Annotated in this window: 20 protein-coding genes; 6 read left to right on the top strand and 14 right to left on the bottom strand. The window is 63.6% G+C overall.

Annotation, left to right across the window (positions count from 1 at the left end):
* Positions 1-5: 5 nt before the first annotated feature.
* The 9 genes from X742_RS161540 to X742_RS161580 form a co-directional block, all read right to left on the bottom strand.
* Positions 6-2,069 (bottom strand): ABC transporter ATP-binding protein, encoded by a 2,064-nt coding sequence (locus X742_RS161540; protein ID WP_023771041.1) that lies wholly within the window; start codon positions 2,067-2,069, stop codon positions 6-8.
* Positions 2,062-2,940, bottom strand: a complete 879-nt coding sequence (locus X742_RS161545; protein ID WP_023771040.1) for an ABC transporter permease — start codon at positions 2,938-2,940, stop codon at positions 2,062-2,064. Before X742_RS161545 ends, X742_RS161540 begins: the two co-directional genes overlap by 8 nt.
* On the bottom strand, positions 2,937-3,890 hold the full coding sequence (locus X742_RS161550) for an ABC transporter permease (protein WP_023771039.1): 954 nt from the start codon (positions 3,888-3,890) through the stop codon (positions 2,937-2,939). Before X742_RS161550 ends, X742_RS161545 begins: the two co-directional genes overlap by 4 nt.
* 70 nt (positions 3,891-3,960) lie before the next feature.
* Positions 3,961-5,625 carry an ABC transporter substrate-binding protein gene (locus X742_RS161555; RefSeq protein ID WP_023771038.1) on the bottom strand — a complete coding sequence of 555 codons (1,665 nt, stop codon included), beginning with the start codon at positions 5,623-5,625 and terminating at the stop codon, positions 3,961-3,963.
* A 264-nt stretch (positions 5,626-5,889) separates the two neighbouring features.
* On the bottom strand, positions 5,890-7,074 hold the full coding sequence (locus tag X742_RS161560) for a mandelate racemase/muconate lactonizing enzyme family protein (protein ID WP_023771037.1): 1,185 nt from the start codon (positions 7,072-7,074) through the stop codon (positions 5,890-5,892).
* 1 nt (position 7,075) lies between these two features.
* On the bottom strand, positions 7,076-8,182 hold the full coding sequence (locus X742_RS161565; RefSeq protein WP_023771036.1) for a mandelate racemase/muconate lactonizing enzyme family protein: 1,107 nt from the start codon (positions 8,180-8,182) through the stop codon (positions 7,076-7,078).
* 34 nt (positions 8,183-8,216) lie between these two features.
* Positions 8,217-8,909, bottom strand: coding sequence for a GntR family transcriptional regulator (locus X742_RS161570; protein WP_023771035.1), 693 nt, complete (start codon positions 8,907-8,909; stop codon positions 8,217-8,219).
* Between the two features lie 188 nt (positions 8,910-9,097).
* Entirely contained in the window at positions 9,098-10,249 is a 1,152-nt protein-coding gene (locus X742_RS161575; RefSeq protein ID WP_023771034.1) for an efflux RND transporter periplasmic adaptor subunit, read from the bottom strand.
* A 15-nt stretch (positions 10,250-10,264) separates the two neighbouring features.
* A complete protein-coding gene (locus tag X742_RS161580) occupies positions 10,265-13,441 on the bottom strand; it encodes a multidrug efflux RND transporter permease subunit (RefSeq protein ID WP_023771033.1) in 3,177 nt (1,058 codons plus the stop codon).
* A 491-nt stretch (positions 13,442-13,932) separates the two neighbouring features.
* Between X742_RS161580 and X742_RS161590 the strand changes: the two genes are divergently transcribed.
* Positions 13,933-14,523: a TetR/AcrR family transcriptional regulator gene (locus X742_RS161590; protein ID WP_015318879.1), complete on the top strand. Its 591-nt coding sequence runs from the start codon at positions 13,933-13,935 to the stop codon at positions 14,521-14,523.
* A 325-nt stretch (positions 14,524-14,848) separates the two neighbouring features.
* Here X742_RS161590 and X742_RS161595 read toward each other — a convergent pair whose 3' ends face one another.
* The 5 genes from X742_RS161595 to X742_RS161615 form a co-directional block, all read right to left on the bottom strand.
* Positions 14,849-15,871, bottom strand: coding sequence for a LacI family DNA-binding transcriptional regulator (locus X742_RS161595; RefSeq protein ID WP_023771032.1), 1,023 nt, complete (start codon positions 15,869-15,871; stop codon positions 14,849-14,851).
* Between the two features lie 31 nt (positions 15,872-15,902).
* Positions 15,903-16,694, bottom strand: a complete 792-nt coding sequence (locus tag X742_RS161600; protein ID WP_023771031.1) for an ATP-binding cassette domain-containing protein — start codon at positions 16,692-16,694, stop codon at positions 15,903-15,905.
* A 3-nt stretch (positions 16,695-16,697) separates the two neighbouring features.
* Positions 16,698-17,684: an ABC transporter permease gene (locus X742_RS161605; protein ID WP_023771030.1), complete on the bottom strand. Its 987-nt coding sequence runs from the start codon at positions 17,682-17,684 to the stop codon at positions 16,698-16,700.
* 118 nt (positions 17,685-17,802) lie between these two features.
* Positions 17,803-18,738 (bottom strand): substrate-binding domain-containing protein, encoded by a 936-nt coding sequence (locus tag X742_RS161610; protein ID WP_015318875.1) that lies wholly within the window; start codon positions 18,736-18,738, stop codon positions 17,803-17,805.
* 293 nt (positions 18,739-19,031) lie between these two features.
* Positions 19,032-20,183 carry a fumarylacetoacetate hydrolase family protein gene (locus X742_RS161615; protein WP_023771029.1) on the bottom strand — a complete coding sequence of 384 codons (1,152 nt, stop codon included), beginning with the start codon at positions 20,181-20,183 and terminating at the stop codon, positions 19,032-19,034.
* 346 nt (positions 20,184-20,529) lie between these two features.
* Between X742_RS161615 and X742_RS161620 the strand changes: the two genes are divergently transcribed.
* The 5 genes from X742_RS161620 to X742_RS161640 all read left to right on the top strand — a co-directional run bounded on the left by X742_RS161620 (position 20,530) and on the right by X742_RS161640 (position 25,293).
* Positions 20,530-21,414, top strand: coding sequence for an ABC transporter permease (locus X742_RS161620; RefSeq protein ID WP_023771028.1), 885 nt, complete (start codon positions 20,530-20,532; stop codon positions 21,412-21,414).
* Entirely contained in the window at positions 21,411-22,232 is an 822-nt protein-coding gene (locus X742_RS161625) for an ABC transporter permease (RefSeq protein ID WP_023771027.1), read from the top strand. The genes X742_RS161620 and X742_RS161625 overlap by 4 nt, the downstream gene beginning before the upstream one ends.
* A 25-nt stretch (positions 22,233-22,257) precedes the next feature.
* The gene (locus tag X742_RS161630; protein WP_023771026.1) at positions 22,258-23,328 is read left to right on the top strand and encodes an ABC transporter substrate-binding protein; all 1,071 of its coding nucleotides are present in this window, start codon (positions 22,258-22,260) and stop codon (positions 23,326-23,328) included.
* A gap of 281 nt (positions 23,329-23,609) precedes the next feature.
* Positions 23,610-24,218 (top strand): cupin domain-containing protein, encoded by a 609-nt coding sequence (locus X742_RS161635; protein WP_023771025.1) that lies wholly within the window; start codon positions 23,610-23,612, stop codon positions 24,216-24,218.
* Positions 24,208-25,293 (top strand): ABC transporter ATP-binding protein, encoded by a 1,086-nt coding sequence (locus X742_RS161640; RefSeq protein WP_023771024.1) that lies wholly within the window; start codon positions 24,208-24,210, stop codon positions 25,291-25,293. The genes X742_RS161635 and X742_RS161640 overlap by 11 nt, the downstream gene beginning before the upstream one ends.
* Positions 25,294-25,336 lie beyond the last annotated feature (43 nt).

Raw genomic sequence — 25,336 nt, 5'->3', positions numbered from 1 at the left:
GGCCGCTACGCCGGCAGGGCCGCGACCGCCGCCGGTTTCTGCAGCCGCCTCAACTCGGCATAGGGAATGTGGCAACGGATCGAATGCCCCGGCTGGGCCTCGGCGAGCGGCGGCTCCTGTTGTTCGCAGATCGGCCCGATCTTGCGTGGGCAGCGCGTGTGGAAGACGCAGCCCGATGGCGGGTTGCTGGCGCTGGGGATTTCGCCATCGAGCCGGATGCGCGCTGTCTCGGCCTGATCGAGCTTGGGTACGGCCGATAGCAGCGCCTCGGTGTAGGGGTGATGCGGTCCGGAAAAAACGTCTTCCGATGGCCCGATCTCCAGGATGCGGCCGAGATAGAGCACGGCGATCTTGTCGGATAGATAACGCACCACGCCAAGGTCATGCGAAATAAAGATGTAGCTGACGTCCTCCTTTGCCTGCAGGTCGGCGAGCAGGTTGAGGATCGCCGCCTGGACGGAAACGTCGAGCGCCGAGGTCGGCTCGTCGCAGACGACGATGCGCGGATCGCCGGCGAAGGCACGCGCAATGGCGACTCGCTGCTTCAGCCCGCCCGAAAGCTGGCGCGGCTTGACCGCCAGATGCCGGTCGGTGAGCCGCACCGAGCGGACGAGATCGTTGAGGCGTGCCTCCAGTGCGGCACCCCTCAAGCCTGCCAGCCGCTTCAGCGCACGGCCGATCAGATGGCGGATCGAATGCGAGCGGTTGAGGGCGGAGTCCGGGTTCTGGAACACGATCTGCATCGCCTTGACCTGGTCGTCGCCGCGGTTCTCCAGCTTCGGCGCCAGCGCCTTGCCCTCGAGCTCGATGGTGCCGCCCTCATCGGGAGGCACCAGCCCGAGCAGCAGCCTGGCGAAGGTGGTCTTGCCCGAGCCGGATTCGCCGACGAGCCCGAGCGTCTCACCGGGCCTGAGATCGAGCGAAACGTCCTTGACGGCGCGCAGTGCATGGCCGTGGCTGGCGTAGGTCTTGTTCAGCCCGGCGACGCGCAGCACCGGCGCCGTTGTGGGTTTCGGTGCGGGCACCACGTTGGCGGGCGTGGCGCGTGGCAGGGCCTGCGCCTGGTCGTGGTAGTGGCAGCGCGACAGCCGCCTCCCGCGCTCGTCGGTCAGATCATAGAGCGGCGGCAATTCGGTGCGGCAGCGGTCGGTGGCCAGCGCGCAGCGGTCGGCGAAGGCGCAGCCCTTGATGTCGGCGCCGATGCCGGGCAGGAAGCCGGGGATGGTGTCGAGCCGGCCCTGGTCCTTGCGCTGGCCGCCGCGCGGCAGGCAACGCAGCAACGCCACCGTGTAAGGGTGGCGCGGATCGTTGAAGACGACGTCTGTCGGTCCTTCCTCCACCAGCATGCCGGCATAGAGCACGCCGACCCGGTCGCACATGTTGGAGACGACCGCGAGGTTGTGGCTGATGAACAGGATCGAGGCCGAGAGCTCTTGCCTGAGCTGCGCGATGAGGTCGAGCACCTCGGCCTCGACCGTCGCATCGAGCCCGGTGGTCGGCTCGTCGAGGATCAGCATCGAGGGATCGTTGGCCAGCGCCATGGCGATCGCCACGCGCTGCTGCATGCCGCCCGACAGCTGGTGCGGATAGCGCTGCATGACGCTTGGCGGATCGGAGATGCGCACGCGGTTCAGCATGGCGATGGCGCGATCGGTGGCCGCTTGGCCCGTGATGCCGCCAAGCTCGAAAATNTCGGTCAATTGCCGGCCGATGCGGATCGACGGGTTTAGCGCCTTTCCCGGATCCTGATAAACCATGGAGACGCTTTCGGCACGCGCGCGCCGAAGCGCCTCCGCGTCGAGCTTCATCACGTCCTGGCCGTCGAGTGAGATGGCGCCACCCGATATCGAGCCGTTGCGCGGGAGATAGCGCACCACGGTGAGGGCTACCGTCGACTTGCCGCAGCCGGATTCGCCGACCAGTCCATAGGCCTCGCCCTGGCCGATGGTGAGGCTGAGATCGCGCAGCACCGCGCGATTGCGGCCGGCGACCCGGTAGGCGACCGACAGATTCTTGATTGCGAGCGCGTCCTTTGCTTTCCCAATCGATGCATTGGCGGGTTCAGTCATTGAAGGCCCCATGCACGCCGTCGGCGGCCAGGTTGACGCCGATCACCAGCGAGGCGATGGCGAGCGCGTCGAACAGCACCGTCCACCAGAAGCCGCCGCCGATCATGCCGTAATTGCTGGAGATGGAGAGCCCCCAGTCGGGTGACGGCGGCTGAATGCCAAAGCCCATGAAGGAGAGGGTAGCGACCGCGAAGATGGCGTAGCCCAACCGCACCGTGGTCTCGACCAGGATCGGCGGGATGACGTTGGGCAGGATCTCGATGAACATCGTATGCAGAGCGCTCTCATGCCTGAGCTGTGCGGCGGCGACATAGTCGAGCTCGCGCTCGGCCAGCACCGCCGAACGCACGGTGCGCGCGATGATCGGCGCGAAGCTCAGGCCGATGACGATGATGACGGTGGTCTTGGACGTGCCCAGCGCGACGATCGCAAGCAGCGCCACGATCACCACGGGGACCGCCATGAAGGCTTCAAGGATGCGGCTGACGACGTCGTCGACGATGCCGCGGAAGTAGCCGGTGAGCAGGCCGAGCGCGGTGCCGGCGACCGTCGCCAGCAAGGTCGCCAGCGGCGCGACCGTCAGGATATCGCGCGAGCCGACGATGACGCGCGAGAACACGTCGCGGCCGATCTGGTCGGTGCCGAACCAGTGTTCGCGCGAAGGCGGCGCCAGGGCGTTGATGATGTCGTCGGCGAGCGGATCGTAGGGGACAAAATGTTCGCCAAACAGCGCGCAGGCAACCCAGAACAGCACGATGGCGATGCCGACCAGGAACGTTCGCGAGCGCAGCAGGGAGAAGAAGACTTCGGCCAGCGGGCCGCGGCGCCGCATGTCGTCCTGTGCGGGGGAGGGGGTCTGGACGGCGCTCATTGGTCTGACCCCAGGCGGATGCGCGGATTGAGCACGGAGTAGAGGAAGTCGGCGATCAACGTGGCCACCGCATAGACGATGCCGATGGTGAGGATGCCGGATTCCAGCATCGGAAAATCCTTGCCGCGCGCGGCGGTGAAGATCAGCGAGCCGATGCCCTGGTAGCGGAACAGCGTCTCGATCACGACCAGGCCTCCGATGAGATAGCCGGTCTGGGTGGCAATCACCGTGATGGTCGGCAGCAGCGCATTGCGCAGCACGTGGCGCCAGATCACCGTGCGCCACGGCAGGCCCTTGAGCACCGCCGTTCGCGTATAGTCGGAATCGAGCGCCTCGATCATGCCGGAACGCGCCATGCGCGCGATATAGCCGAACAGCACCAGGAATAGTGGCAGCGATGGCAGGATCAGGTAATAGAGTTGGGTGAAGACGCCGGCATCCCTGGGCCATGCGGCAGAGATCGGCAGCCAGCGCAGCCACACGCCGAAGATCAGGATCAGGATGATGCCGGTGACGAATTCCGGCAGCACCGTCACCGACAGGCCGCCGAGGCTGATGATACGATCAAGCGGGCGGTTGAGGTTGAGTGCGGCAATGACGCCGCCGAGGATGCCGATCGGCACCACCAGCACGAAGGCGACCGCCGCTAGTTTCATCGAATTGCCAAGCGCGCCGATGACGAAGGGCGCTACCGGCGAGCGGAATATGTAGGAGGTGCCCATGTCGCCCTGGACGAAGTTCGAGATCCAGCTCCAGTACTGGATGAGCAGCGGGCGATCGACGCCGAGCGTGTGATTGAGCGCGTCGACCGCGCGTTGGTCGGCGAACGGGCCGAGGATCGCGCGCCCGACATTGCCAGGCAGGACCTGGCCACCCAGGAACACCATGATGCTGAGCAGGAACAGCGTCACCAGCGACAGGGACACACGCCGCGCAAAGAAGGAGAGAATGGCTAAGACTCCTTGCAAAGCCAGCCCCCTGCGGGAGCTGGCTGTTAGAGGACTGGCTTTCCCTTTTCGCTTACGCCTTCGATGCCTTTTCGAGGAACAGCTGCGACATGGCTGTCGGTTGCACGCCGGCCACGCCTTTCGCCGTCGCCGTCAGGTAGTCGTAGAAATAGCCGAAGATGACAGGCGTTTCCTCGAGCAGAAGCTTCTGGATCTTCCCGGCGTCGGCCTTCTGTGCCTCGAGGTCGAGCGCCGCGATATAGCTGGTCGCCAACGCATCGTAATCCTTGTTCTTGAAGTGCGCGGCATTCCAGGTGCCGTCGCTCTTCAGGGGAGCGGCAAGATAGACATTCGGCACGCCGCGATGGCCGTAGTCGGTGATGCCCATCACCGAATCCAGCCAGTTCGATTTGCCGAACACCGCGTCGCCATAATAGGCGCTCTGGTCGAGGATGTTGAGTTCGAGCTCGATGCCGATCTCCTTGACCCAGTTCTGGATGAGCTGGGCATATTCGGGGATTTCGAGATAGCGCTCGGTGGTCAGCGTGATCTTGAAGCCCTTGCCGGCACCGGCTGCTTCCATGAGCTGCTTGGCCTGCGCGATGTCCTGCTTGCGCTGCGGTATGCTCGTATCGGTCGAGGGGTAGACCGCGGCGAATGGGCTGTCATTGCCCAGCGACGAGCGTCCCTTCATCAGACCGGCGGCGAGCTTGTCGCGATCGAGGCAGAGCGCGATGGCGCGGCGCACACGTGCATCCTTCAGCGGACCGTCGTCGCAGCGCAGATGCAGTTGCTGGTGAGCCGACGACTTCAGGCTGATGATTTCGAAGCCCGGATCGTTGAGCAGGGCCACGCCGGCCAGCACCGGCATCTGGTTGATGACGTCGACCTGCCCACCCTGCAGCGCCAGGATCATCGGCTGCACGTCGGTAAAGAAGGTGAACTCGGTACGGTCAGGCAGCGCCTTCGCTCCCCAGTAGTTCTCGTTGCGGACGAAGGAAGCGCCGACCTTCGCTGTGTATTTCTCCACCTTGAACGGCCCGGTGCCGTCGAAGCTCTTCTCGTAGTCGCCCTTGTAGTCCGCCGGGATGATGACGGCGTTGTAATTGTCCGACGAGACCATGTAGGGAAAATTGCCGTTCGGCGCGTCGAGGTGGAATTCCACCGTGTAGTCGTCGACCTTCTTGCTGGCTCCTTTCGACAGGATACCGGTGAACACCGACAGCGCGTTGGACGAGTTTGCCGGATCGGCTAGGCGGTCGATGCTCGCCACCACGTCCTCGGCCTTCATCTCGCCGCCGCTGTGGAATTTCACGCCCTTGCGCAATTTGAAGGTCCAAACCGAGCCGTTGTCGTTCGGCTTCCAGCTCTCGGCCAATGCAGGCTGCAGCACCAGGTCGGGGCCGTCGACGCAGAGGAATTCCGCAACCTGCTGCATGATCAGCAGGCCGCCGGCGTCGGCGATCGTGACGGGATCGATGGCTGCCGCCGGCACGCTGCTGGCGACACGGATGGTGGCGCCGGGCGCGCCCTGGGCGCGGGCCAGAGACGGCATTCCGCCAAGGCCGGCAGCCGTGGTGATGCCTCCAAGCAGCGGCAGCGACAGGCCAAGCAGGCTGCCATGGCGGATAAAATCGCGGCGGCTGACACGGCCGTCGACGAGACCGTCGATCAGGTGATTTTCAAGCGGCGAGCGATTGCGCCGGATCAGGTCGAGAATGCGGTAGTTCTTGATCATGGGTTTAACCCTTCCCCTGTTTCTTATGGTTTGATGAACGCGTCTCTCAGTTGACGTAGTCCGTGGAATTCTCCTGTCCCCGGCCATCAACGATGTCAGTCGACCGGGACTGTAGCATGCGGTTTTCCCTGGTCCATCCGATCCCTGCGGCGCGGGGGTCAGATTTTCTTGAGCAATGCTTCCACCCGTCCGGTCCTGCCGTCGCCATCGATCGCCGCGGCGGACTCTTGTTCTTGAATTATGTTTCCTTCCCGTGTCGTTCTCCTAGTTCAGCGGCAAACGGCGATATGTCCCGGGCTTGGCCGGGTCATGATATTTGTTGCAAGGGCCGTTCTCGGCAAAGTCGCGATGGCAGGCGGCGAGATTTTTCCGCGACAAGGTGACACCAAGACCGGGACCTTCCGGGACACGCACCGTATTGTTCCTGGGGTAAAACGGCCCCTCCTCGGTGATGTCCATGGGTTGCATACGAAACAGCGACTGGTTCGGCTCCCGGATCCAGCCCAGGGCCGCGCACAGATGCAGGTAGGCCGCGCTGCCGATGCCGCTGTCGCCGCTGTAGCACCAGAAATCGATGCCCGCGTGCTCGCAGGCGCCGACAAAGCGCAGCATCCGGCCGATGCCGCCATGGGCGGTGGGATTGCCGACGAATGCATCCGGCACCTTGAGGTCCATGGCGCGCGCGATGTCGATATTGTGGGTCGAGAAAGGGATCGAGCAATGCTTTCGCAACTGCCGCATCTCCTCGATCGTGGCCACCGGATCCTCCCAGTTGCGCACGCCGAGCTCTTCCAGCGGCCGCGCCAGCCGCCGCGCCGTGCTGAGCGAATAGGCCTGGTTGGAATCGATGCGTATCATCGCATCGTCGCCGAGTTGTTCGCGGATCAATTCGACCATTCTCAGCGAGATTTTTGGGTCGTCGGTCGAGAACTTACCTTCGAAGAAGGTCGTGCCATGTGTCTCGTGCAGTTCCACGCAATAGTCGGCGACTTCTTCCGGCGTCGTCTCGCCCTTGACACCATCCCCATCGCCGCGCAGCGAGAAATAGTCGGTGAACGGGATGTCCTTGCGCACGGCCCCGCCGAGCAACTGATAGAGCGGCTGGTTCCAGGCCTTGCCGCGCAGGTCCCAAAGCGCCATCTCGATGGCGCCGAAGGCCATGATGCGGGTGCGGTCGTTGATCGACTGCACGCCGGTCCAAAACGGCAGGCAGACATGTTCGGCGCCGGCAATGTCGAAGGCATCGCGGCCGACCAGCCGCTGGGCAAGAACATCATTGATGATGGCGGCCGCTGCCGGCGTTGGCGCTTCGCCCAGCCCGACAAGGCCTTCCTCGGTCTCGACTTCGACGATAACAGGGGAAAAACCGTCGAGTTCGCCGAACACCCAGGCATAGGGCGCTTCGAGGCGAAGATTGATCGGCGTGGCCTTGATGCCGCGGATCTTCATCTCAGCGTCCAACTTCGAAGAAGGGTTTGCCGAGCAGGTCGGGAACGACGTCGATGCCAAGGCCTGGACCGGCGGGAATACCCATGCGGCTGCCGGTGACCAGCGGTGCGTTCGACGCGGTGCGCACCGTCACCCATTCATGGAAGGCGATCGCGTGCAGCCGGCGCTCCTCCGGGGTCGAAAGCGACAGATGCGCCATGGCGGATGTGTCGATCTCGGCGCCGCCGGTGTCCTCGACCGTGATCATGAAGCCGAGATCGACGGCGACGTCACGGATCAGCCGGGTTTTGGTGACGCCGCCGAGCCGCGAGATCTTCAATGTCAGCCCGTCCGCCGCGCCGAGGTGATGGATTTCCAGCATAGCCTCCAGCGAGGTGACGGATTCGTCGAGCACCATCGGCTTGTCGAGCATGCGCCGCACCGACATGTTTTCGTCGATCGTCGTGCAGGGCTGCTCGAACGTATAGTCGATCGCCCGCGTCGCATCGGCGAACTGCCGCGCCTGGTATGGCGTCCACCCGGCATTGGCGTCGCAGAAAATGACAGTGCCTTTCGGCACCGAGGCGGCGACCGCCGTGACGCGCTCGACGTCGTCATGGACATTGCCGCCGACCTTGACCTGAAGCCGGCGGAAACCGTCCTCGACGATGCGCTTGGCAAGTGCGGCCATTTGATCGACCGTGCCATGGGTGACGACTTTGTAGAGTTCGGCCGTGTCGCTTTCCCTGCCGCCGAGCAGCGTCACCAGCGGCACGCCGGCGGCACGCGCCGCCAGATCCCAGCAGGCCATGTCGAGCGCCGATTTGATATAGGGATGGTCCTTGAATACCGTGTCCATCAGTCGGCCGATGCTGGCCAGCCCGCGCGGGTCCCGGCCGATAAGATGCGGTGCGATCTCCGGCACGCCGGCCCGGGTGCCGGCCGGGAAGGCGGCCGAGTAGAAATTGCCGAGCGGCGCCATCTCACCCCAGCCGGTGATGCCGCTGTCGGAGGTGATGGAGACGATCACAGCGTCGAAGCAGTCGGCCATACGCCCCTTGGACATACGATAGGGGCCGTCCACGAAAGGCTGCACGACGTGATAGGCTTTGATGGTTTCGATCTGCACGTGGGGTATCCATTATCCGCGATGAGGGGGAGGGTTAGGCGCCTTTCGACGAACGCTTTTCGAGGCCGCGCGCATAGGCAAGAAGCTCTTCGAAATCGTGGTCGATATGCTCTCGTGCGTGGCGCTGGGCGGCACGCATGTCGTCGCCCTTGAGCAGCGCCACATAGGTTTCATGAACGTCTTCGGCGGGCACGGCTTCCTTGCGCGCCTGCTGGTGCAGGGCGAAGTACATCTGCAAACGGCTGGTCAGCCTTTGCCAGGTTTCCAAGAGCACTGAATTGTTGGCCCATTCATGGATCAGGCCATGCAGTTGCAGCGCGGTCTCGATCTGCCTTGTGGTGTCGCGGTCCCGCGTCGCCTGCTTCACCGCCTCGTGGCGCCCGTCGAGCTCATCGAAAAAGCGCTGGTCGCGCAGTTCCCACGTCCGCTCGATGGCGAATTCGTCGAGCACCTTGTTGAGCGAATAGGCGTCGTGGATGTCCTTGGCGGTGACATTGATGACGAAGGTGCCGGCATAGGGAATGCTGGTCAGGATGCCTTCCTGGACCAGCTCGCGCATCGCTTCGCGCAACGGCGCGCGGCTGACCCGCATCTGTTCGGAAATCCTGAGCTCGTTGAGCTTCTGGCCCGGCTCGAGCTGACCGGTCAGGATCGCGCGTCTGAGCAGTGCCACGATCTCGGCACGGCGTGTCGTGTCGGCAATCGGACTGAATTCCGTCGTCACCATCCGGCCCACTCCCGCGAGAACAGAAGCAGAGACAATCAGATTGTCGACAATCTGACAAGAGGCAACAACCGGGGTTTTCCACTTCCCAGCGCCGACGTCGCCGCTCTGGTCGGTCTGCTCGTGAAAACGGCGCCCGCGACCGGAGAAAAGGTCGGGGGCGCCGCGCGGAAACCGGGCCTGCGGGGGATTCAGGTAGCCGGTTTCTGTGGCAGGGGCGAAATCGGCATTCCGGGGCCGATCTTCTGCAGATTGCCTGTGATCACCTGGTCGCCTTCAGCGACGCCGCTGAGGATGGCGACCATGTCGCCGCTGGTCGGCCCCAGCGAAACCAGCCGCTGGTCGACCGTATTGCCCTTGCCGACGACATAGAGATACTTGCCGAGCTGGCTTGATCCCAATGCGACCTGCGGCACCATCAGCGCATCGGGCTGTTGCTTGACGTGCAGCCGCACGCGAACATACTGGCCAGGCAAGAGCGTGAACTTGGCGTTGCCGATGGTGGCGCGTGCGGTGATCGTGCCGGTCGAGTGATCGATCGTGTTGTCGATAAAGGTGAGCTCGCCCTTCTGGTGGGCCTCCGTCTCACCGGGAAGCAGGACCTCGACCTCGATCGGGCCGGTGGCACGCGCTTCCTCGATCTGCGCCAGATCCGTCTCGCTCGGATTGAAGGTGACGTAGATCGGATCGAGCTGCACCAGCGTGTTGAGAACGGTGCCGGCAACGCTGACCAGCGTTCCCACGGAAGCCTGGTTGCGGCCCAGACGTCCAGCGAACGGTGCGTGGATTTCAGCGTAGCTCAAATTGAGCTCGGCCGTGTGCACAGCCGCCTGGTTCAGCGCCAGCGACGCCTGCGCCTCGCGCAAGGTGCTGGTGCGCTGGTCGAAGCTGTCCTTGTCCAGGTAGCCGCTCTTGGCCAGCTCGGTACCGCGGCCGAGATTGGAACGTGCATAATCGAGGGTCGCCGTGTCACGCTCAACCTGTGCCTTCGCCTGGTCGAGCGAGGCCTGGAAGTCATCGGGCGAGATCCTGTAGAGTAGGTCGCCCTGCCGCACGTCGGCGCCGTCTTGCGCCGTCTGTTCCTGCAAATAGCCGGGGACGCGTGCCTGCAGCGTGATGCTGCGGATCGGCTCGGTCCGCGCGGCATAGTCAAGATAGATCGGGATCGTCTTCTTGACCACGTTCGCTACCGGCACCGGCATGACGAACGCTGCTGGAGCCGGCGCGGCTCCGGCCGTGCCGGCATTCAGGCTGAGATTGCCCATGTCCAGCAGGTGGACACTCGCCACCGAGATCGCACCCAGCGCGACAGCCGTTCCCAACGCGATTTTCCATTTACGCATAATGATTCTCCAATATTATTCGGCCGCTTCCGCCAAGGGGGGGAAGGCGGGTTTGGCCGTTGGTTCAGTGTGTTGAGAAGCGGGCTCGTCGCCGCCGCGCCGTTCGCGCAGCTGTTCGATGACCGCGTAGAAGACCGGCACGAACACCAGCGACAGGATGGTCGCGGCGACCATGCCGCCGAACACGGTGGTGCCGATGGACTGGCGGCTGGCGGCACCCGCACCGGTGGCGATCATCAGCGGCACCACGCCCAGGATGAAGGCAAACGCGGTCATCAGGATCGGCCGCAGTCTCAGCCGGGCGGCCTCCATTGAAGCCTCGACGATGCTGAGGCCTTCCTCGCGCCGCCGTCTTGCGAACTCGACGATCAGGATCGCATTCTTGGCCGCAAGGCCGATCAGCATGACGAAGCCGATCTGCGAATAGACGTCGATCTGCATGCCGCGCACCCAAAGTGCGGCGAACGCGCCGAACAGGGCGAGCGGCACCGCCAGCAGCACCATGAACGGCATTGCCCAGCTCTCGTACTGCGCCGCCAGGATCAGGAAGACGAAGACGATGGCGAGGGCAAAGACCACCGACGCGATCGACCCCGCCTTGAGCTCCTGGAAAGTGATTCCGGTCCATTCGAAACCGAAATCCCTGGGCAGCGCGGTTGCCGCGGCCCGTTCCATGGCGGCGACCGCCTGGCCCGACGAGAAGCCGGGAGCGGCGCCGCCATTGATGGTGGCCGAGGCGTTGTTGTTGTAATGCGGCACGGTTTCCGGGCCGACGAACGGCACCAGCTTTCCCAGCGTGCTGAGCGGCACCATGCCGCCGGAAGCATTGCGCACATAGAGCCGTGAAATGTCGGCTGCACCGGCACGTGAATCTTTGTCGGCCTGGATGGTCACCCGGAAGGTGCGGCCAAACAGGTTGAAGTCGTTCACGTAGAGCGAGCCGAGATAGATCTGCAGCGTGTTGAAGACGTCGGGCAGGTTGAGACCGAGCAGCTTCGCCTTTGCGCGGTCGAGATCGTAGTTGAACTGTGGCGTCGAGGTCGAGAACGGCGAAAACAGCTGCTGCGGATTGATTTCAGGCTGCTTGCGGGCCTCGGCGATCACCGCTTGCGTGGCGTCGTTGAGGGCCGTGCTGCCGCGGCCGGTGAGGTCCTCGACGACGAATTCGAAGCCGCCCGTGGTGCCGATGCCGGGGATGGAGGGCGGATCGAAGGAGAGCGCGAAAGCTTCAGGAATCTGCATCAGCTTGCCACGCACGTCGCCGACGAGCTTCGAGGCGCTCTGGTCGGGGCCACGCTCCTCCCACGGCTTGAGGATGGCGAACTCGACCGCCGAGTTCGACTGCGCCGCGCTGGTGAGGAAGTTCAGGCCGCTGATCGAGCCGACGATGTCGACGCCTGGCGTCGCCTGCAGGATGTCGCGCGCCTTCTGGGCCACCGCATCGGTACGCTCCAGCGAAGCGCCGTCGGGCAGCTGGATGACGACGAAGAAATAACCCTGGTCCTCAACCGGAAGGAAGGTCGAGGGCAGCTTTTGCCAGACGAAGTAGGTGGCGACCAGGCCGGCCGCGAACAGGCCAAGCATGATCCAGCGCAGCCGGATAAGGATGCGCACGCCATGGGCATACGCATGCGACAGTCTGTCGAAGCCCGTATTGAACCAGCGGAACAGGAAGAATTGCGTTTCGCCGCGATGGCGCAGGAAGGCTGCACTGAGCGCCGGGCTAAGCGTCAGCGAGTTGAAGGCGGAGATGCCGACAGAGATCGCCACCGTCAGCGCGAACTGGTTGTATAGCTTGCCGGAAACACCGGGAATGAAGGCAACCGGCACGAACACCGCCATCAGCACGGCGGTGGTCGCAATGATCGGGCCGGTGACCTCGGCCATGGCGGCCTTTGTCGCCGCCAGTGGTTTCAGTCCGGCCTCGAGCTGTCGTTCGACATTCTCGACCACGACGATGGCATCGTCGACAACAAGGCCGATCGCCAGCACCATGCCGAGCAGCGAGAGCATGTTGAGCGAGAAACCCATCATCTCCATGATGACAAGCGTCGCCACCAGCGACACCGGAATGGCAATGGTCGGAATGATGGTCGTTCGCCAGCTCTGCAGGAAGATGAACACCACGGCGACGACGAGCACCAGGGCTTCGCCGAGCGTGATCAGCACGTCATGCATCGAGGCCGAGACGAAGCGCGTCGTATCGTAGTGCATCGCATAGTCGACGCCCTTGGGAAAACGGGCCGAAAGTTCCTGCATCTTGTCCTTGACGCGCTGCTGCAGATCGAGCGCGTTGGAGCCGGGCATCTGATAGACGGCGAGCACCACGGTCGGGTCCTTGCCGAAAAAGGCCGAGGACGAATATTGCAGCGCGCCAAGCTCGATACGGGCGACGTCGCGCAGCCGCACCAGCGAACCGGTATCAGTGTTGGCACGCACGACGATGTCGCCGAATTCCTTCGGGTCGCTCAACCGGCCGACGGCGTTGACCTGCATCTCGAATGCGGTGCCGGCGGGCGCCGGCGACTGGCCGATCTTGCCGGCCGCCACCTGGACGTTCTGTTCGGCGATGGCATTTTGCACATCGACGGCGGTGATGCCGAGATTGGCGAGCTTGTCCGGATCGAGCCAGACGCGCATCGAATAGCGCCGTTCGCCGAAAATCTGCACGTCGCCGACACCAGGCAGCCGCTTCAGCGGGTCCACCACCTGCAGATAGGCAAGGTTGGAGAGCGCCACCGGATCGACCGAATGGTCGGGCGAGGTCAGGTTGACGATGAGCACGAAGTTCGGGTTCTGCTTCTTGATCGTCACGCCGCCCTGGTTGACGATCGCCGGCAGCGACGAGGCCGCCTGCGAGACGCGGTTCTGGACGTCGACGGCGGCCGTGCTCAGGGAATAGCCGACATCGAAGGTGATGGTGATGGTCGACGAGCCGTCATTGGAGCTCGTCGAGGACATGTAGGTCATGCCTTGCACGCCGTTGATCTGCTGCTCCAGCGGCGTCGTCACCGTGTCTGCCACCACTTGCGCGCTGGCGCCCGGATAGTGGGCGCTGACCACGACTTGTGGCGGTGTGATGTCGGGGAACTGCGAGACGGGCAGCAGGAAATAACAAATCGTGCCGGCGAGCACCATGATGATGGCGATCGCCGAGGCGAAGATCGGACGATGGATGAAAAAGTTTACCACGACACGCACGCCTCTCCGGCCGCTCTTGCCCGCCCGAAGGCGCTGGCGACCCTGGATAACTGGCCGCGCCCGTCCCGGGACCCTTCCCGTGAACGCAGCAACGGCACCTCGCGACGCTGCCCATCGGCAAGCGAGCGCAACATGTTCTCGAACGCGCGGGGGTCGACCCCATCTGCTTTCATGACCAGCCGGATCATCGGATCCCGGACGGCCTCATCTATGGTAAGATCGCGGCGCTGTGGCATTGGCCGGCTCCTTGTCTGTCGATTCGCAGCCCATGCTCGCGAACCGTTTTTTCATCTCTTCACCGGCCGAGGCCGCATGATTGGCAATCTTTTTGTCCATCTGATCTGGTAGGACCAGTTCACGACCTTGTTATTGACGACGGACGCTATAGGTGTTACCAGTAAGTAACATTCTGGAAGTTACAGACCGGTAACACCCTAGTCAAGAGGTGGCCGAGGGTTTTTTGGAAACGAAAGGAGATCATGATGACAGATGGCGTCGTGGAGCGCTCTCGTCCCCGGGATCGGATTCTGGAGACGGCGCGTGACATGTTCCACAAGCACGGCATCAAGGGCGTCGGCGTCGACGCCATCACCGAGGCTGCCGGCACGAACAAGATGACGCTCTATCGTCACTTCGAATCCAAGGACGAACTGATCGTCGAATGCCTGCGCGCCAACGCACTGAAAGCCGGCGCGATGTGGGAAACGTTCGAGGCCGAGCATCCGGGCGACAAACTCGCTCAACTTCATGCCTGGGTTCGCAAGGCCGCCGCCATGCTCAACACCGACGGCCGTGGCTGCGACATGGCCAACGCCGCCGCCGAGCTGACCGAACCCGATCATCCGGCAAGGCGCGTCATCAAGGAACTCAAGGAAGCCCAGCGCGAACGCCTGGTCGGGCTCTGCCGGGATGCCGGCATCGGCCAGGCCGAGCTTCTCGCCGATACGCTGTCGTTGCTGTTTGAAGGCGCGCGGGTCAGCGTGCAGACCGTCGGTGCCGAGGGGCCGAGCACGCAGTTCGTGCGGATGGCTGAAGGACTGATCGTTTCCTTCCGGGGCACTGCCGCCGGTTAAGTATTGCCGTGGCTGGTGATTTGCGGTCGCGTGACCGACGATGCTTGGCTGCCCTGCAGGCTGCACGGTATCTCACCAGACCGCACCGTATCTCCCATTGACCGAACGAAAAAAGCCCGCTGCCGGGAGGAGGTGGCAGCGGGCTCGATTTCGAATGTGGCGCGGGAGGAGGTGCACCCCATTCAGCGTCGGCATCGCATCTGGGAGGAGTAGATGGCCGACAACCAGAACCTACGAGTTGCCCAATGATTCGGCAACAATGAATTGTGCATAGCTGCTGTGCAGATTTGCCGGGGCGGTCAGGTTCACCAGGAGATGCGGGATATCACTGCACGGGCACGTTTTCCCGGAAGATCAGTCGCGGCTCGATGAATTTGCGGGTGAGATAGGGCGCCGATGATGCGATCGAGCCGAGCAGTTGGATGACCGACTGCTCCGCGATCAGCCTGGCGTTCTGGTCGATGACGACGTCGGCGATGTCGTCGACGAGGTAGCCGCGTGTCTCCCTTGTCAGGTCGTGGCAGATGAACACCGGCTTGCGGTTGGGCCTGGTTTCCCGGATCGCCTTGGCAATGCCGGAGCGCCCGGCGCCGACGCAATAGATGCCGAGCAGTTCCGGCTCGTTGCGCAACGCTTTCATGGTTGCCGCATAGCTGGCATCGGGCTCGTCATTGATCTCGACGGCGCTGCTGACGGTGAGGTTGGGAAACTCTTCGCCAAGCACGGAGCGGAAGCCCATCTCGCGCTCTTCGTGGCCGCGATAGGAACGCGAGCCGACGACCATCGCCAGCTGCCCCTCGCGGCCGCCGAGGAAGCGTCCCATCAAAAGTGCCGCGGTCCGTCCCGCCACGCGGTTGTCGATGCCGACATAGGCCGAGCGAGGTGCGGCCGGAATATCGGACACCAGCGTCACCAGGCGGATGCCGGCCTCCACCATGTCGCGCAGGATGTTGCGTGTCCTGGGATGATCGACCGCGATGACACCGACGCCGTTGGCGCGCAGCGACAGCTTTTCGACCGCGTTCTGCAAGGCATTGGGCGAGATACCGGCGAGATTGTGAATCCGGCAGGACGCCACCAATGGCAGGCGCGATGCGTAGTCCTCGATGTGCTTTGCCAGGTCGTGCATGAAGTCGTTCGAGCCGATCGGCAGGAAGAATTCGAGGTTTGCCGGCTTCGAGGGAAGCGTCACCTGGTCGGCGACCGGCAGATAGCCGAGCTGCTTGGCGGCCTCCATGACGCGTTGCCGGTTGGCGGCACTCGCTCCGGGCCGATTGTTGAGCACCCTGTCGACCGTGGCGGTCGACAGCCCGCAGTTCCTGGCGATGTCGGAGACGGTAGCCTTCATGCCGCAGCCCTACACGTCGATCCGTACGTCCTCAGTGCGCCGGCTTGCCGTCGGCGAGGGCGTCGCGGATGTCCTTGTCCGACATGCCGGTGATGATGCGCTCGACTTCAGTCACGGTTGTCGTCTTCGGATCGATGTCGTCGGCGACAACCTTGCCCCTGCGCATGACGACGATGCGGTCGACCACCTGGAAGACATGGTGGATATTGTGCGCGATGAAGACGCAGGAGTGGCCGGAATCGCGGGCGTTGCGCACGAAGCTGAGCACGCCTTGAGTCTCGGCCACGCCGAGATTGTTGGTCGGTTCGTCGAGGATGATCAGGTCGCTGTCGAAATGCATGGCGCGCGCGATCGCCACCGCCTGCCGCTCGCCGCCAGAGAGCGAACCGATCGGCGTCGTCGGCGGGATGTTCTTGGAGATGCCGACCTGTTTGAGCAGATCGCGGGCCACCGTGTTCATGGCGTCCTGGTCCATGCGGTTGAGGAAGCGCGGCGGTTTGATCGGTTCTCGACCCAGGAACAGGTTGCGCGCGATCGACAGTTGCGTGACCAGGGCGGAGTCCTGGTAGATGGTCTCGATGCCGTGGGCGATGGCGTCGCTGGTATCGCGCAAGGTGACCTTCTTGCCGCGGATGAAGATATCGCCGCTGGTCAGCGGCACCGCGCCGGAGAGAACCTTGATCAGCGTCGATTTGCCCGCGCCATTGTCGCCGAGCAGGCCGACGATCTCACGCTCGTTGACATGGAAATTGGCGTCCACCAGCGCCTGGACGCGGCCGTAGGACTTGCGGATGTTGTGCATGCGGATCAATGGCTCGGCCATGATTCAAGTCCCCGCCTGGTGCCGGCGTTCCAGCCATGAGTGCAACGCCATCATGCCAAGGATGATCGCGCCGATGAAGATGTTGTAGGCAAGGCCGGGCACGCCGACCAGCACGATGCCGTTGCGCATCACGCGCAGGATCAGGATACCGAGCACGGTGCCGATGATGGTGCCGCGCCCGCCGGTGAGTGCGGTGCCGCCGATCACCACCATGGCGATTACCTCGAGCTCGTAGCCGGTACCGCTGTTGGGGTTGGCGGCGGATGTGCGCAGCGAGGAGATGACGCCGGCAAGCGAGGCCATGACCGACGACAGGACGAACAGGCCGACCTTGACACGATTGACATTGACGCCGCGGGCACGCGCCGCGTTGGGATTGCCGCCCGCCGCCTGGATCCAGTTGCCGGTCCGGCTTTGCGTCAGGACATAGCCGAGCGCGATCGCCGCGGCGATGAACCAGAACAGCGACATGTAGATGCGGAACGGCCCGATGAAGAAGTCGCCGACCAGAGCCTCCGCCAGCCAGCTGCCTTCGGCACTCCAGGTGCGCTGCGGAAACCCGTCGGTGATGAAAAGCGCGCTGCCGCGCACCACGAGCAGCATGCCGAGCGTCACCAGGAAGGACGGGATCTTGAGCTGCGTGACGAACCAGCCATTGACCAGGCCGATCAAGGCGGCAACCACCAGCGCGACAAGGAAGCCCATTTCCAGCGAGGTGACGCCGGCATTGAACAGCGTCCACATCAGCACCGGCGAGAAGCCGAACAGGGACCCGACGGAAAGGTCGAATTCACCCGACGTCATCAGCAGCGTCATCGCCAGCGCGATCAGGCCGAGCTCGACCGTGAAGGCCAGCGTATTGGAAATGTTCTGCGGCGACAGGAAGTCGTGGTTGAAACCCCAGAAAACGGCAATCTCCACGATGAGCAGAATGAAGGGTCCGAATTCCGGCCGCGCGATCAGGCGTTGGATGAGCGAATGATTTTCCACTGGGAACCCGCGACATGGTTGGGACGGGCCGCGGGCTCCACCGCATCGGGTGGATGAGCCACGGCACAGGAAGATATCTGGCGCCGTGCGAAAACGCGCGGCGCCAGGGGATCGCGGATTATTTGCCGGACAGGATCTTGTCGTAGACCGCCGCGGTGTCCTTCTCATAGAGCGCGCCGGTGATGACGTTGAAGCCCGGAGGAATGCCGCTGGCCGCCATGTTGGCGAGCGACAGCGCCACATAGCTGGTCGCCTGCGGATCCTGCCACTGGCCGGCATTGACATAGCCGTTCAGCACTTCCTGGGTGGTGTCGAGCGAGTTGCCCCAGCCGACGACCGGGATTTCGCCCGGCTTGACGCCGACCTGGTCGAACACGCGCTTGATCGAACCAGTTACGAGGTCGCCCAGGCCGATGATGGCGTTGACCTTGCCCTTGTGGGCGGTGAGGTAGTCGACCATGCGGTTGATCACCTCGGCCTGGTCGAGCGTCGCTTCGGTCACTTCATAGGTGATGCCGAGTGGGCCGAAGACGCTCTTGATGCCTTCCTCTTCCTGCACGCCGTAGGTGGCGCCGGGGATCTCGACCGGCATCCAGACGAAGTCGCCCTTCTTCACCAGGCCCTTGTCGACCAGATACTGCGCCCAGTGCTTGCCGAAAGTGACGTTGTCGCCGCCGACATAGGCGTTGAAATTGGCCTTGGGATCGGGCGTGTTGAAGTTGATGATCGGGACGTTGGCCGCGCGCGCTTCCTTGACGATCTCGACCAGGCTGCCCGGATCGGGGCTGGTGGTGACGATGCCGTCGGCCTTGGCCGAGAGGGCGGCGCGGACCGCCTCCTGCTGCGAGGCGACGTCGCCATTGTGGAACGAGGTGTTGACGGTGTTGCCGGTGTCCTTGGCCCATTGCTTGGCGCCTGCGAGGAAGTAGGTCCAGACCGGGTCGGCCGGCCCGCCATGTGAAATCCAGTAGAACGTCTTGGCCTGCGCGGCTGCCGGAATGACCGTCAGCGCGATCAGCAGGCCGTAGAGCACAAGTCTTAGTCTCGTCAGCATTTGATTTCCTCCCGGTTGAAGATGATCCGTCCTTTGTTCCGGCTTCAGCCGGATTGCGTCTTTTTGCCAGCGCCGCTCGGATGCCTAAGAGCATTCCCTTTTTCGGCGAATGGCAAGCCTCCATCTGCAGATGTAGTTGGCGCCTGACGCGGCGCCATCAGCGACCCCATCAGATCGCATCAGTCGGGATGATTTTTCCCGGGCAGTCGGATGATTGTCGCCGAGAGCTCAACCGGGCGGACTGTCCCGATCATGTCTGGGCGGTCACTTGGGGCGAGAACCCCAAGAGCCGCCTAGAGCAGGCCGGCCTTGGCCAGGTCGCGCATCAAATGGCTGGCGCCATAGGTCCAGTGCGGACAATCGGGCGACAGCCGCACGCGGTTAACCAGCGCGCCGAATTTTTCCGACGAGATGGTAACGATGTCGCCGACCTTGTGCGTAAAACCCTTGCCCTTTTCGCCGCGATCCTTCGACGGCACGAACATCGTGCCGAGATAGAGCGCCAACCCGTCGGGATACTGGTGGTGCGGCCCCATCGCCGCGGCAACAAGCTCCTCCGGCGAGCGGCTGATCTCGGCCATCGAGCTTGCCCCCTCCAGCGAAAACCCGTCCTCGCCCTCCACCTTGAGGCGCACGACGGCCTGCTTCACGTCGGCGATAGAGAACACGTCGTCGAACAACCGGATGAAGGGGCCAAGCGAGGCCGAGGCGTTGTTGTCCTTGGCCTTGCCGAGCAGCAGCGCCGAACGCCCCTCGACGTCGCGCAGATTGACGTCGTTGCCGATGGTGGCGCCGACGATGCTGCCGCTCGAGCCGGCGATCATGGCGATCTCCGGCTCCGGATTGTTCCAGGTCGACACCGGGTGGAGGCCGACATCGGCGCCGAAGCCGACCGAGGCCATCGGCTGGCACTTGGTGAAGATCTCGGCATCCGGGCCGATGCCCACTTCCAGATATTGCGACCAGGCGCCGCGCGAAATCAGCTTGGCCTTGATCTCCATCGCTTCGGGCGAACCGGGCTTGAGCTTCGACAGGTCGTGGCCGATCAGCCCGGCAATGTCGGCGCGGATGGCGTCCGCCTTGTCAGCCGAACCGCGCGCTTGTTCCTCGATCACCCGCTCGAGCAGGCTGACGACGAACGTCACGCCCGATGCCTTGACCGCCTGCAGGTCGACCGGGGAGAGGAGATAGGGTTTTGCCGGATCGCGTTTGGCCGCAAAACTGTTGGCCGCGATGTCGTCGAGCGAGCCGATCGGCTTGCCCCTGGCTGAGCGCACGTGGCCGGCCGGGTCGGCCAGTTCGCAGACGTCGCGCACGGTGGGCGCCGCGCTCGATGTGATGTCGAAGACGGTGCCGTCGCGCACGGTGACCACCAGGGGGTGCGAGGCGCTTTTGGCGCGGCCGACAAAAAGGCCTTCAGCGGGCAGATGTGTCGGGTTGGTCATGTGTGCGCTCCTTTGATCATCGAAAGATACGGCCGTGCCGGGTCGGCGCGGCACTTTCACCGGAATCCTTGCAAAGGTCTATCCCATCGATGGTGATCAAAGGTGCTGTGTTTTTGGTTGCGAAATCCCGGATTCGCGGCGACCGGTCTGTCATGTGCAGGAGAGAAGTGGAGGGATTTTTCAAGAGCATGAAACCTCGATGGATTTGCTTGCGGTGCATTCAACCTCTGTCGCGATGGCCTCGGTGAGACGTTGAGCACAACCATCCCGTCATCGGGATTCCGCTTGACAGATTTCATGAATATGAAAAACTCTTGGACAATTTCAAATCTCGGTGAGCAGGTCGATGTCGACCGTCGTTGCAACACAAGCGCAGGAGGCTCGCTCTTCATCGGGCTTCCGGCTCGCCATGCTGCTGCCGGGCGCGTTAGTCACTTTCCTGCTGATCCTGTTTGCGCTTGGCCTGGTGCTGTTTCTCGCCTTCCGCGGCAATGACGGCTCGCTGCTCGGCGTTGGGTTGACCATCGCAAACTTCGTCGCCGTGGCCACCGATCCGCTTTACTGGACGGTGACGCTGCGCTCGCTGGTCATCGCCAGCCTGGTGACGCTGGCAACAGTCGTCACGGCCTATCCCGTCGCATACTATCTCGCTTTCCACGCCGGGCGGCGGCGCGGCCTGCTCTTGTTCCTGGTGACGCTGCCGTTCTGGACCAGCTACCTGCTGCGCGTCTTCGCCTGGAAGATCGTGCTTGCCTATAATGGCGTGCTGAACTCGGCGCTGATCGAAAGCGGCATCTGGTCCCAGCCGACATTGGCCTTTCTGAATACGCCGGCGGCGGTGGTCGTCACGCTCGCCCATGCTTATGCGCCTTTCGCCATCCTGCCGATCTATGTGGCGCTGGACACCATCCCGAAATCGCTGCTCGAAGCCGCTTCCGACCTCGGCGCGCGGCCATTCACCGCTTTCCGCCGCGTCGTGCTGCCCAATTCAATGCCAGGCGTGCTGGCCGCGGCGCTCGTCGTCTTCGTACCGACGGTCGGCGACTATGTCACTCCCGCTATGGTCGGCGGCCCGGCCAGCACCATGATCGGCACGCTGATCCAGTCGCAGTTCGGCAAGGCCAATGACTGGCCGTTCGGCGCGGCGCTTTCGGTCTGCGTCATGCTGGTCATCCTGGTCGTGGTGCTGGTCGCACGCGGCGCCGACCGCAGATTTGGCAGCCGCACATGAAAGCCGAACGCGCAGGTACGAAACGGGATGGCCGCTGGCTCGCCCTCTACGTCCTTGCCTATCTCGTCTTCCTCTATCTGCCGGTCCTGCTGATCCCGCTGTTTTCCTTCAACGATTCCATCCAGGCGGCGTTCCCGCTGCAGGGGTTTACGCTGCAATGGTACGAGACGCTTTATGGGAACCCGGCGCTGTCGGGCGCGCTGTTGAACAGCCTCGTCATCGGCGTCATCGCGGCTTCCGGCGCCACGCTGTGCGGCATCACCGTTTCCTACATGGACCTCTACGGCCGCTCGCCATTGGCAACCACCATCAGCGCCATCGCCCGGCTGCCGATCCTCATCCCCGGCGTCATCGTCGGCATATCGCTGCTGATCCTGGTCAACCTCATCGGCCTCGGGCCATCACGCGTCGCCATCGTCCTCGGCCATATCCTCGTGGCCCTGCCGACCACGGTGGTGATCATGCGCAGCCGTTTCGCCGCCATCCCGAAAACCATTCGCGAGGCGGCGCTCGACCTCGGCGCCACCGACTGGACGACGTTCCGGCGGGTGATGCTGCCGCTCAGCCTGCCTGCCGTGCTGTCGGCCTTCATGCTCGCCTTCCTGATCTCCTTCGACGAATTCATCGTCGTCTTCTTCCTTGCCGGCACCGAGCCGACCCTGCCGCTCTATATCTGGAGCCAGCTACGCTTCCCCCGCTCGCTGCCGACCGTCATGGCGCTCGGAACGGTGATTCTGGCCGTATCCTTCATCATCGCCGGCACCGCCGAGATCCTGCGCCATCGCGGGCTCGGAGCCGCGCGCCGCAATCCAGCCTGACCACAACAATGAGAGGAGAACGAAAATGGCATTCCACCTGAAATCCATATCAGGGCACAAGGCCCGGGCCGGCCTTGCCGCACTGGCGCTCGCACTGTCGTCAACCGTGGCGCTGGCCGCCGAAAAGCTGCAATATTTCACCTGGTCGGGCTACGAATTGCCCGATTTCAACAAGAGTTTTCTTGCCGCCCACCCGGACGGCGTCGAGGCCTCTATCTTCGGTGACGACGACGACGCCTTCACCAAGGTCAAGGCCGGCTTCCGTCCCGACATTGCCCATCCCTGCTACGACAAGGTGGCGCGCTGGAACAAGGAAGGCCTGCTGCAGCCGATCGACACCAAGCGCATCAAAAACTGGGATTCGATCTTCCCGGTATTCAAGAACCTGCCTGATCTGCAGGCGGGCGACGGCAAGGTGTGGATGGTGCCATGGGACTGGGGCAACACCTCGATCCTCTACCGCACCGATCTGGTGAAGAACCCCGAGGCCAGCTGGAACCTTCTGTGGGACAAGCAATATGCCGGCCGCATGGCGACCATCGACGCCGTGCACGATACGCCGATCGTTGCCGCGCTTCTGGCTGGCGTCAATCCGTTCGACATGACGCCTGCTCAGATGGACAAGGTCGCGGCAAAACTGCGCGAACAGCGTCCGCTGCTCTCCAACTACACCACCGACATGACCTCGGTCGAACAGGCGCTGGCCAGCGGCCAGCTGGTCGCCGCCATGACCTGGAACGCGTCGGCCACCTCGCTGAAGAAACAGGGCGTGCCGGTCGAATTCATGAAGCCGAAAGAAGGCATGCTGACCTGGGCCTGCGGCTTCGTCATGCTGAAGGACGCCAAGAATGTCGATCTCGCCTATGACTTCATCAACAGCCGGCTCGACGCCGATTCGGGCAAGTTCCTGATCCAGTCCTACGGCTATGGCAGTTCGCTGAGCACTGCTTTCGCCGGCGTGTCGAAGGAGGAACTGGAGAAGCTGCAGCTGCCGGCCGACCCGGATGTCATGCTGAAGAGCACGATCTTCACCGGACCGATGAAACAGAATGACGATATGGCGAAGATGTTCGAGAAGGTGAAAGCGGGGGGCTGAGGGCCAATCGCCGATGCTGGTGCCGCCCCTCACCTGCCTACCGGCATCCTCTCCCCGTATAGGGACGGGGAGAGGGGCGCTGTCATCGCAGATTTCGCCAATCGCCAGCGTTGCAGGAAGAAAGACGACGCTGGGGCAGCCCCTTCTCCCCGTCACTATACGGGGAGAAGTGCCCGGCAGGGCGATGAGGGGCGGCGCCGGCTTCCGGCAAGATACGATCCTACTCTGATGCCGGACTTGTCAGCCGTCGGCGCAGATGACTGCAATCGAAGGACCAACGGATGGATATAGTCGATGAAGCCGCCGAGAAACCCAAGGACGATGCCGACGTTCGCGTCGGCCGGCGCGTGCGGGCGCTGCGGCTTGAGCGCCGCCTGTCGCTGGCCGAACTGGCGGCAAAAGCCGGCGTGTCAATCGGTGCGCTGAGCCAGATCGAGCGCGGCATGTCCTCGCTGCGCGTCAAGGTGATCTGGCCGCTGGCCGCCGCACTCGATATCGAGCCGTCGGCGCTGATCAGCGACGGCAACGATGCCGTCAACGATCTCTATTGCGTGCGCGCCAACAGCCGCCGCGCGATTCCCGTAAAATCGGAAGGCATCGCCAAGGCGCTGCTGTCGCCGCCCGGTGCGACGCTCACCGGCATGCTGGTGACCGTGGAAGCCGGCGGCGGCACGGCGGAAGCCTACGCCCATGCCGGCCATGAATTCGGCTATGTGCTTTCGGGCGAGGTCGAACTGGTGGTGGATTCGACGACATACGGGCTGAAGACCGGCGACAGTTTTGCCTTCAAGAGCACGCTGTTGCACGCTTTCCGCAATCCCGGCGCCGAGCAATGCCAGATCCTCTGGGTCAACACCACGAAGCCCTCCGAGGTTCGCGATGGCGCCTGATCCACTCGTCAGGCTTGAGGCCGTCTCGAAGGTTTTCCCAGGCGGCATCGTCGGGCTCGATGCTGTCGACCTCGACATTATCAGCGGCGAATTCATCACGCTGCTCGGGCCGTCGGGCTGCGGCAAGACCACCAGCCTGCGCGTCATCGCCGGCTTCGAAAGCCCGTCGAGCGGCAAAGTCTTGCTCGACGGCCGAGACATCACGGCCCTTAGGCCGTTCGACCGGCCGGTCAACACCGTGTTTCAGGACTACGCGCTGTTTCCGCATATGAACGTCGCCGAAAATGTTGGCTTCGGCTTGTCCCTGCGAAAACTCACCAGTGCCGAGCAGGCAAAGCGCGTCGGTGAAGCCCTCGACATGGTCGGTCTCGGCGACAAGCTTCGCGCCCGCGTTTTGGAACTCTCGGGCGGCCAGCGCCAGCGCGTCGCGCTCGCCCGCGCCATCGTCTGCGAACCGCGCGTGCTGCTGCTCGATGAGCCGCTGTCGGCGCTCGACGCGCACCTGCGCGAACAGATGCAGATTGAGCTGAAGCGGCTGCAGTCGCGGCTCGGCACCACCTTCGTCATGGTCACCCACGACCAGACCGAGGCGCTATCGATTTCCGACCGCATCGTCGTCATGAACAAGGGCCGCATCGAGCAGATCGCGCCGCCGGCAACACTCTATGACCGGCCCGCGACCAAGTTCGTTGCCAGCTTCATCGGCACGATGAATCTCCTGCAGTCGCGCTTTCTCGGCCGAGATGGCGAGCGTTTGCGCTTTGCCGCCGGTGACCTGCCGCTGGAGGCTACCTCCGACAATGGCGAGACGCCGGCCGCGGGCGATACACGTACCATCGGCGTGCGCCCGGAGGATTTGCTGGCGGCCGCCGAAGCAGCCGACGGCACCGCGCCGGCGCGGGTGAGCGGGGTTGTCTTCCACGGTCGCACGTTGCGCCTTCATGCCCAGATCGGTCAGGGAACCTCCGTCGTCATCGATGCCCCGCGCCAGGCCGAAGGCTTTCAATTCAACGTCGGCGACGTGGCGCATATCAGCCTGCGCCGTGGTGCCAACTGCCCGATGCTCTCCGCATAGTTTCGGCGGCTACAAGCAGTCGGCAACGGCCGCGAATATGCCG

The organism is Mesorhizobium sp. LNHC229A00, from assembly GCF_000502415.1.
Classification (GTDB): Bacteria; Pseudomonadota; Alphaproteobacteria; order Rhizobiales; family Rhizobiaceae; genus Mesorhizobium.
The sequence above is the reverse complement of the archived record's forward strand: the minus strand, read 5'-3'. Positions and strand labels throughout refer to the sequence as shown.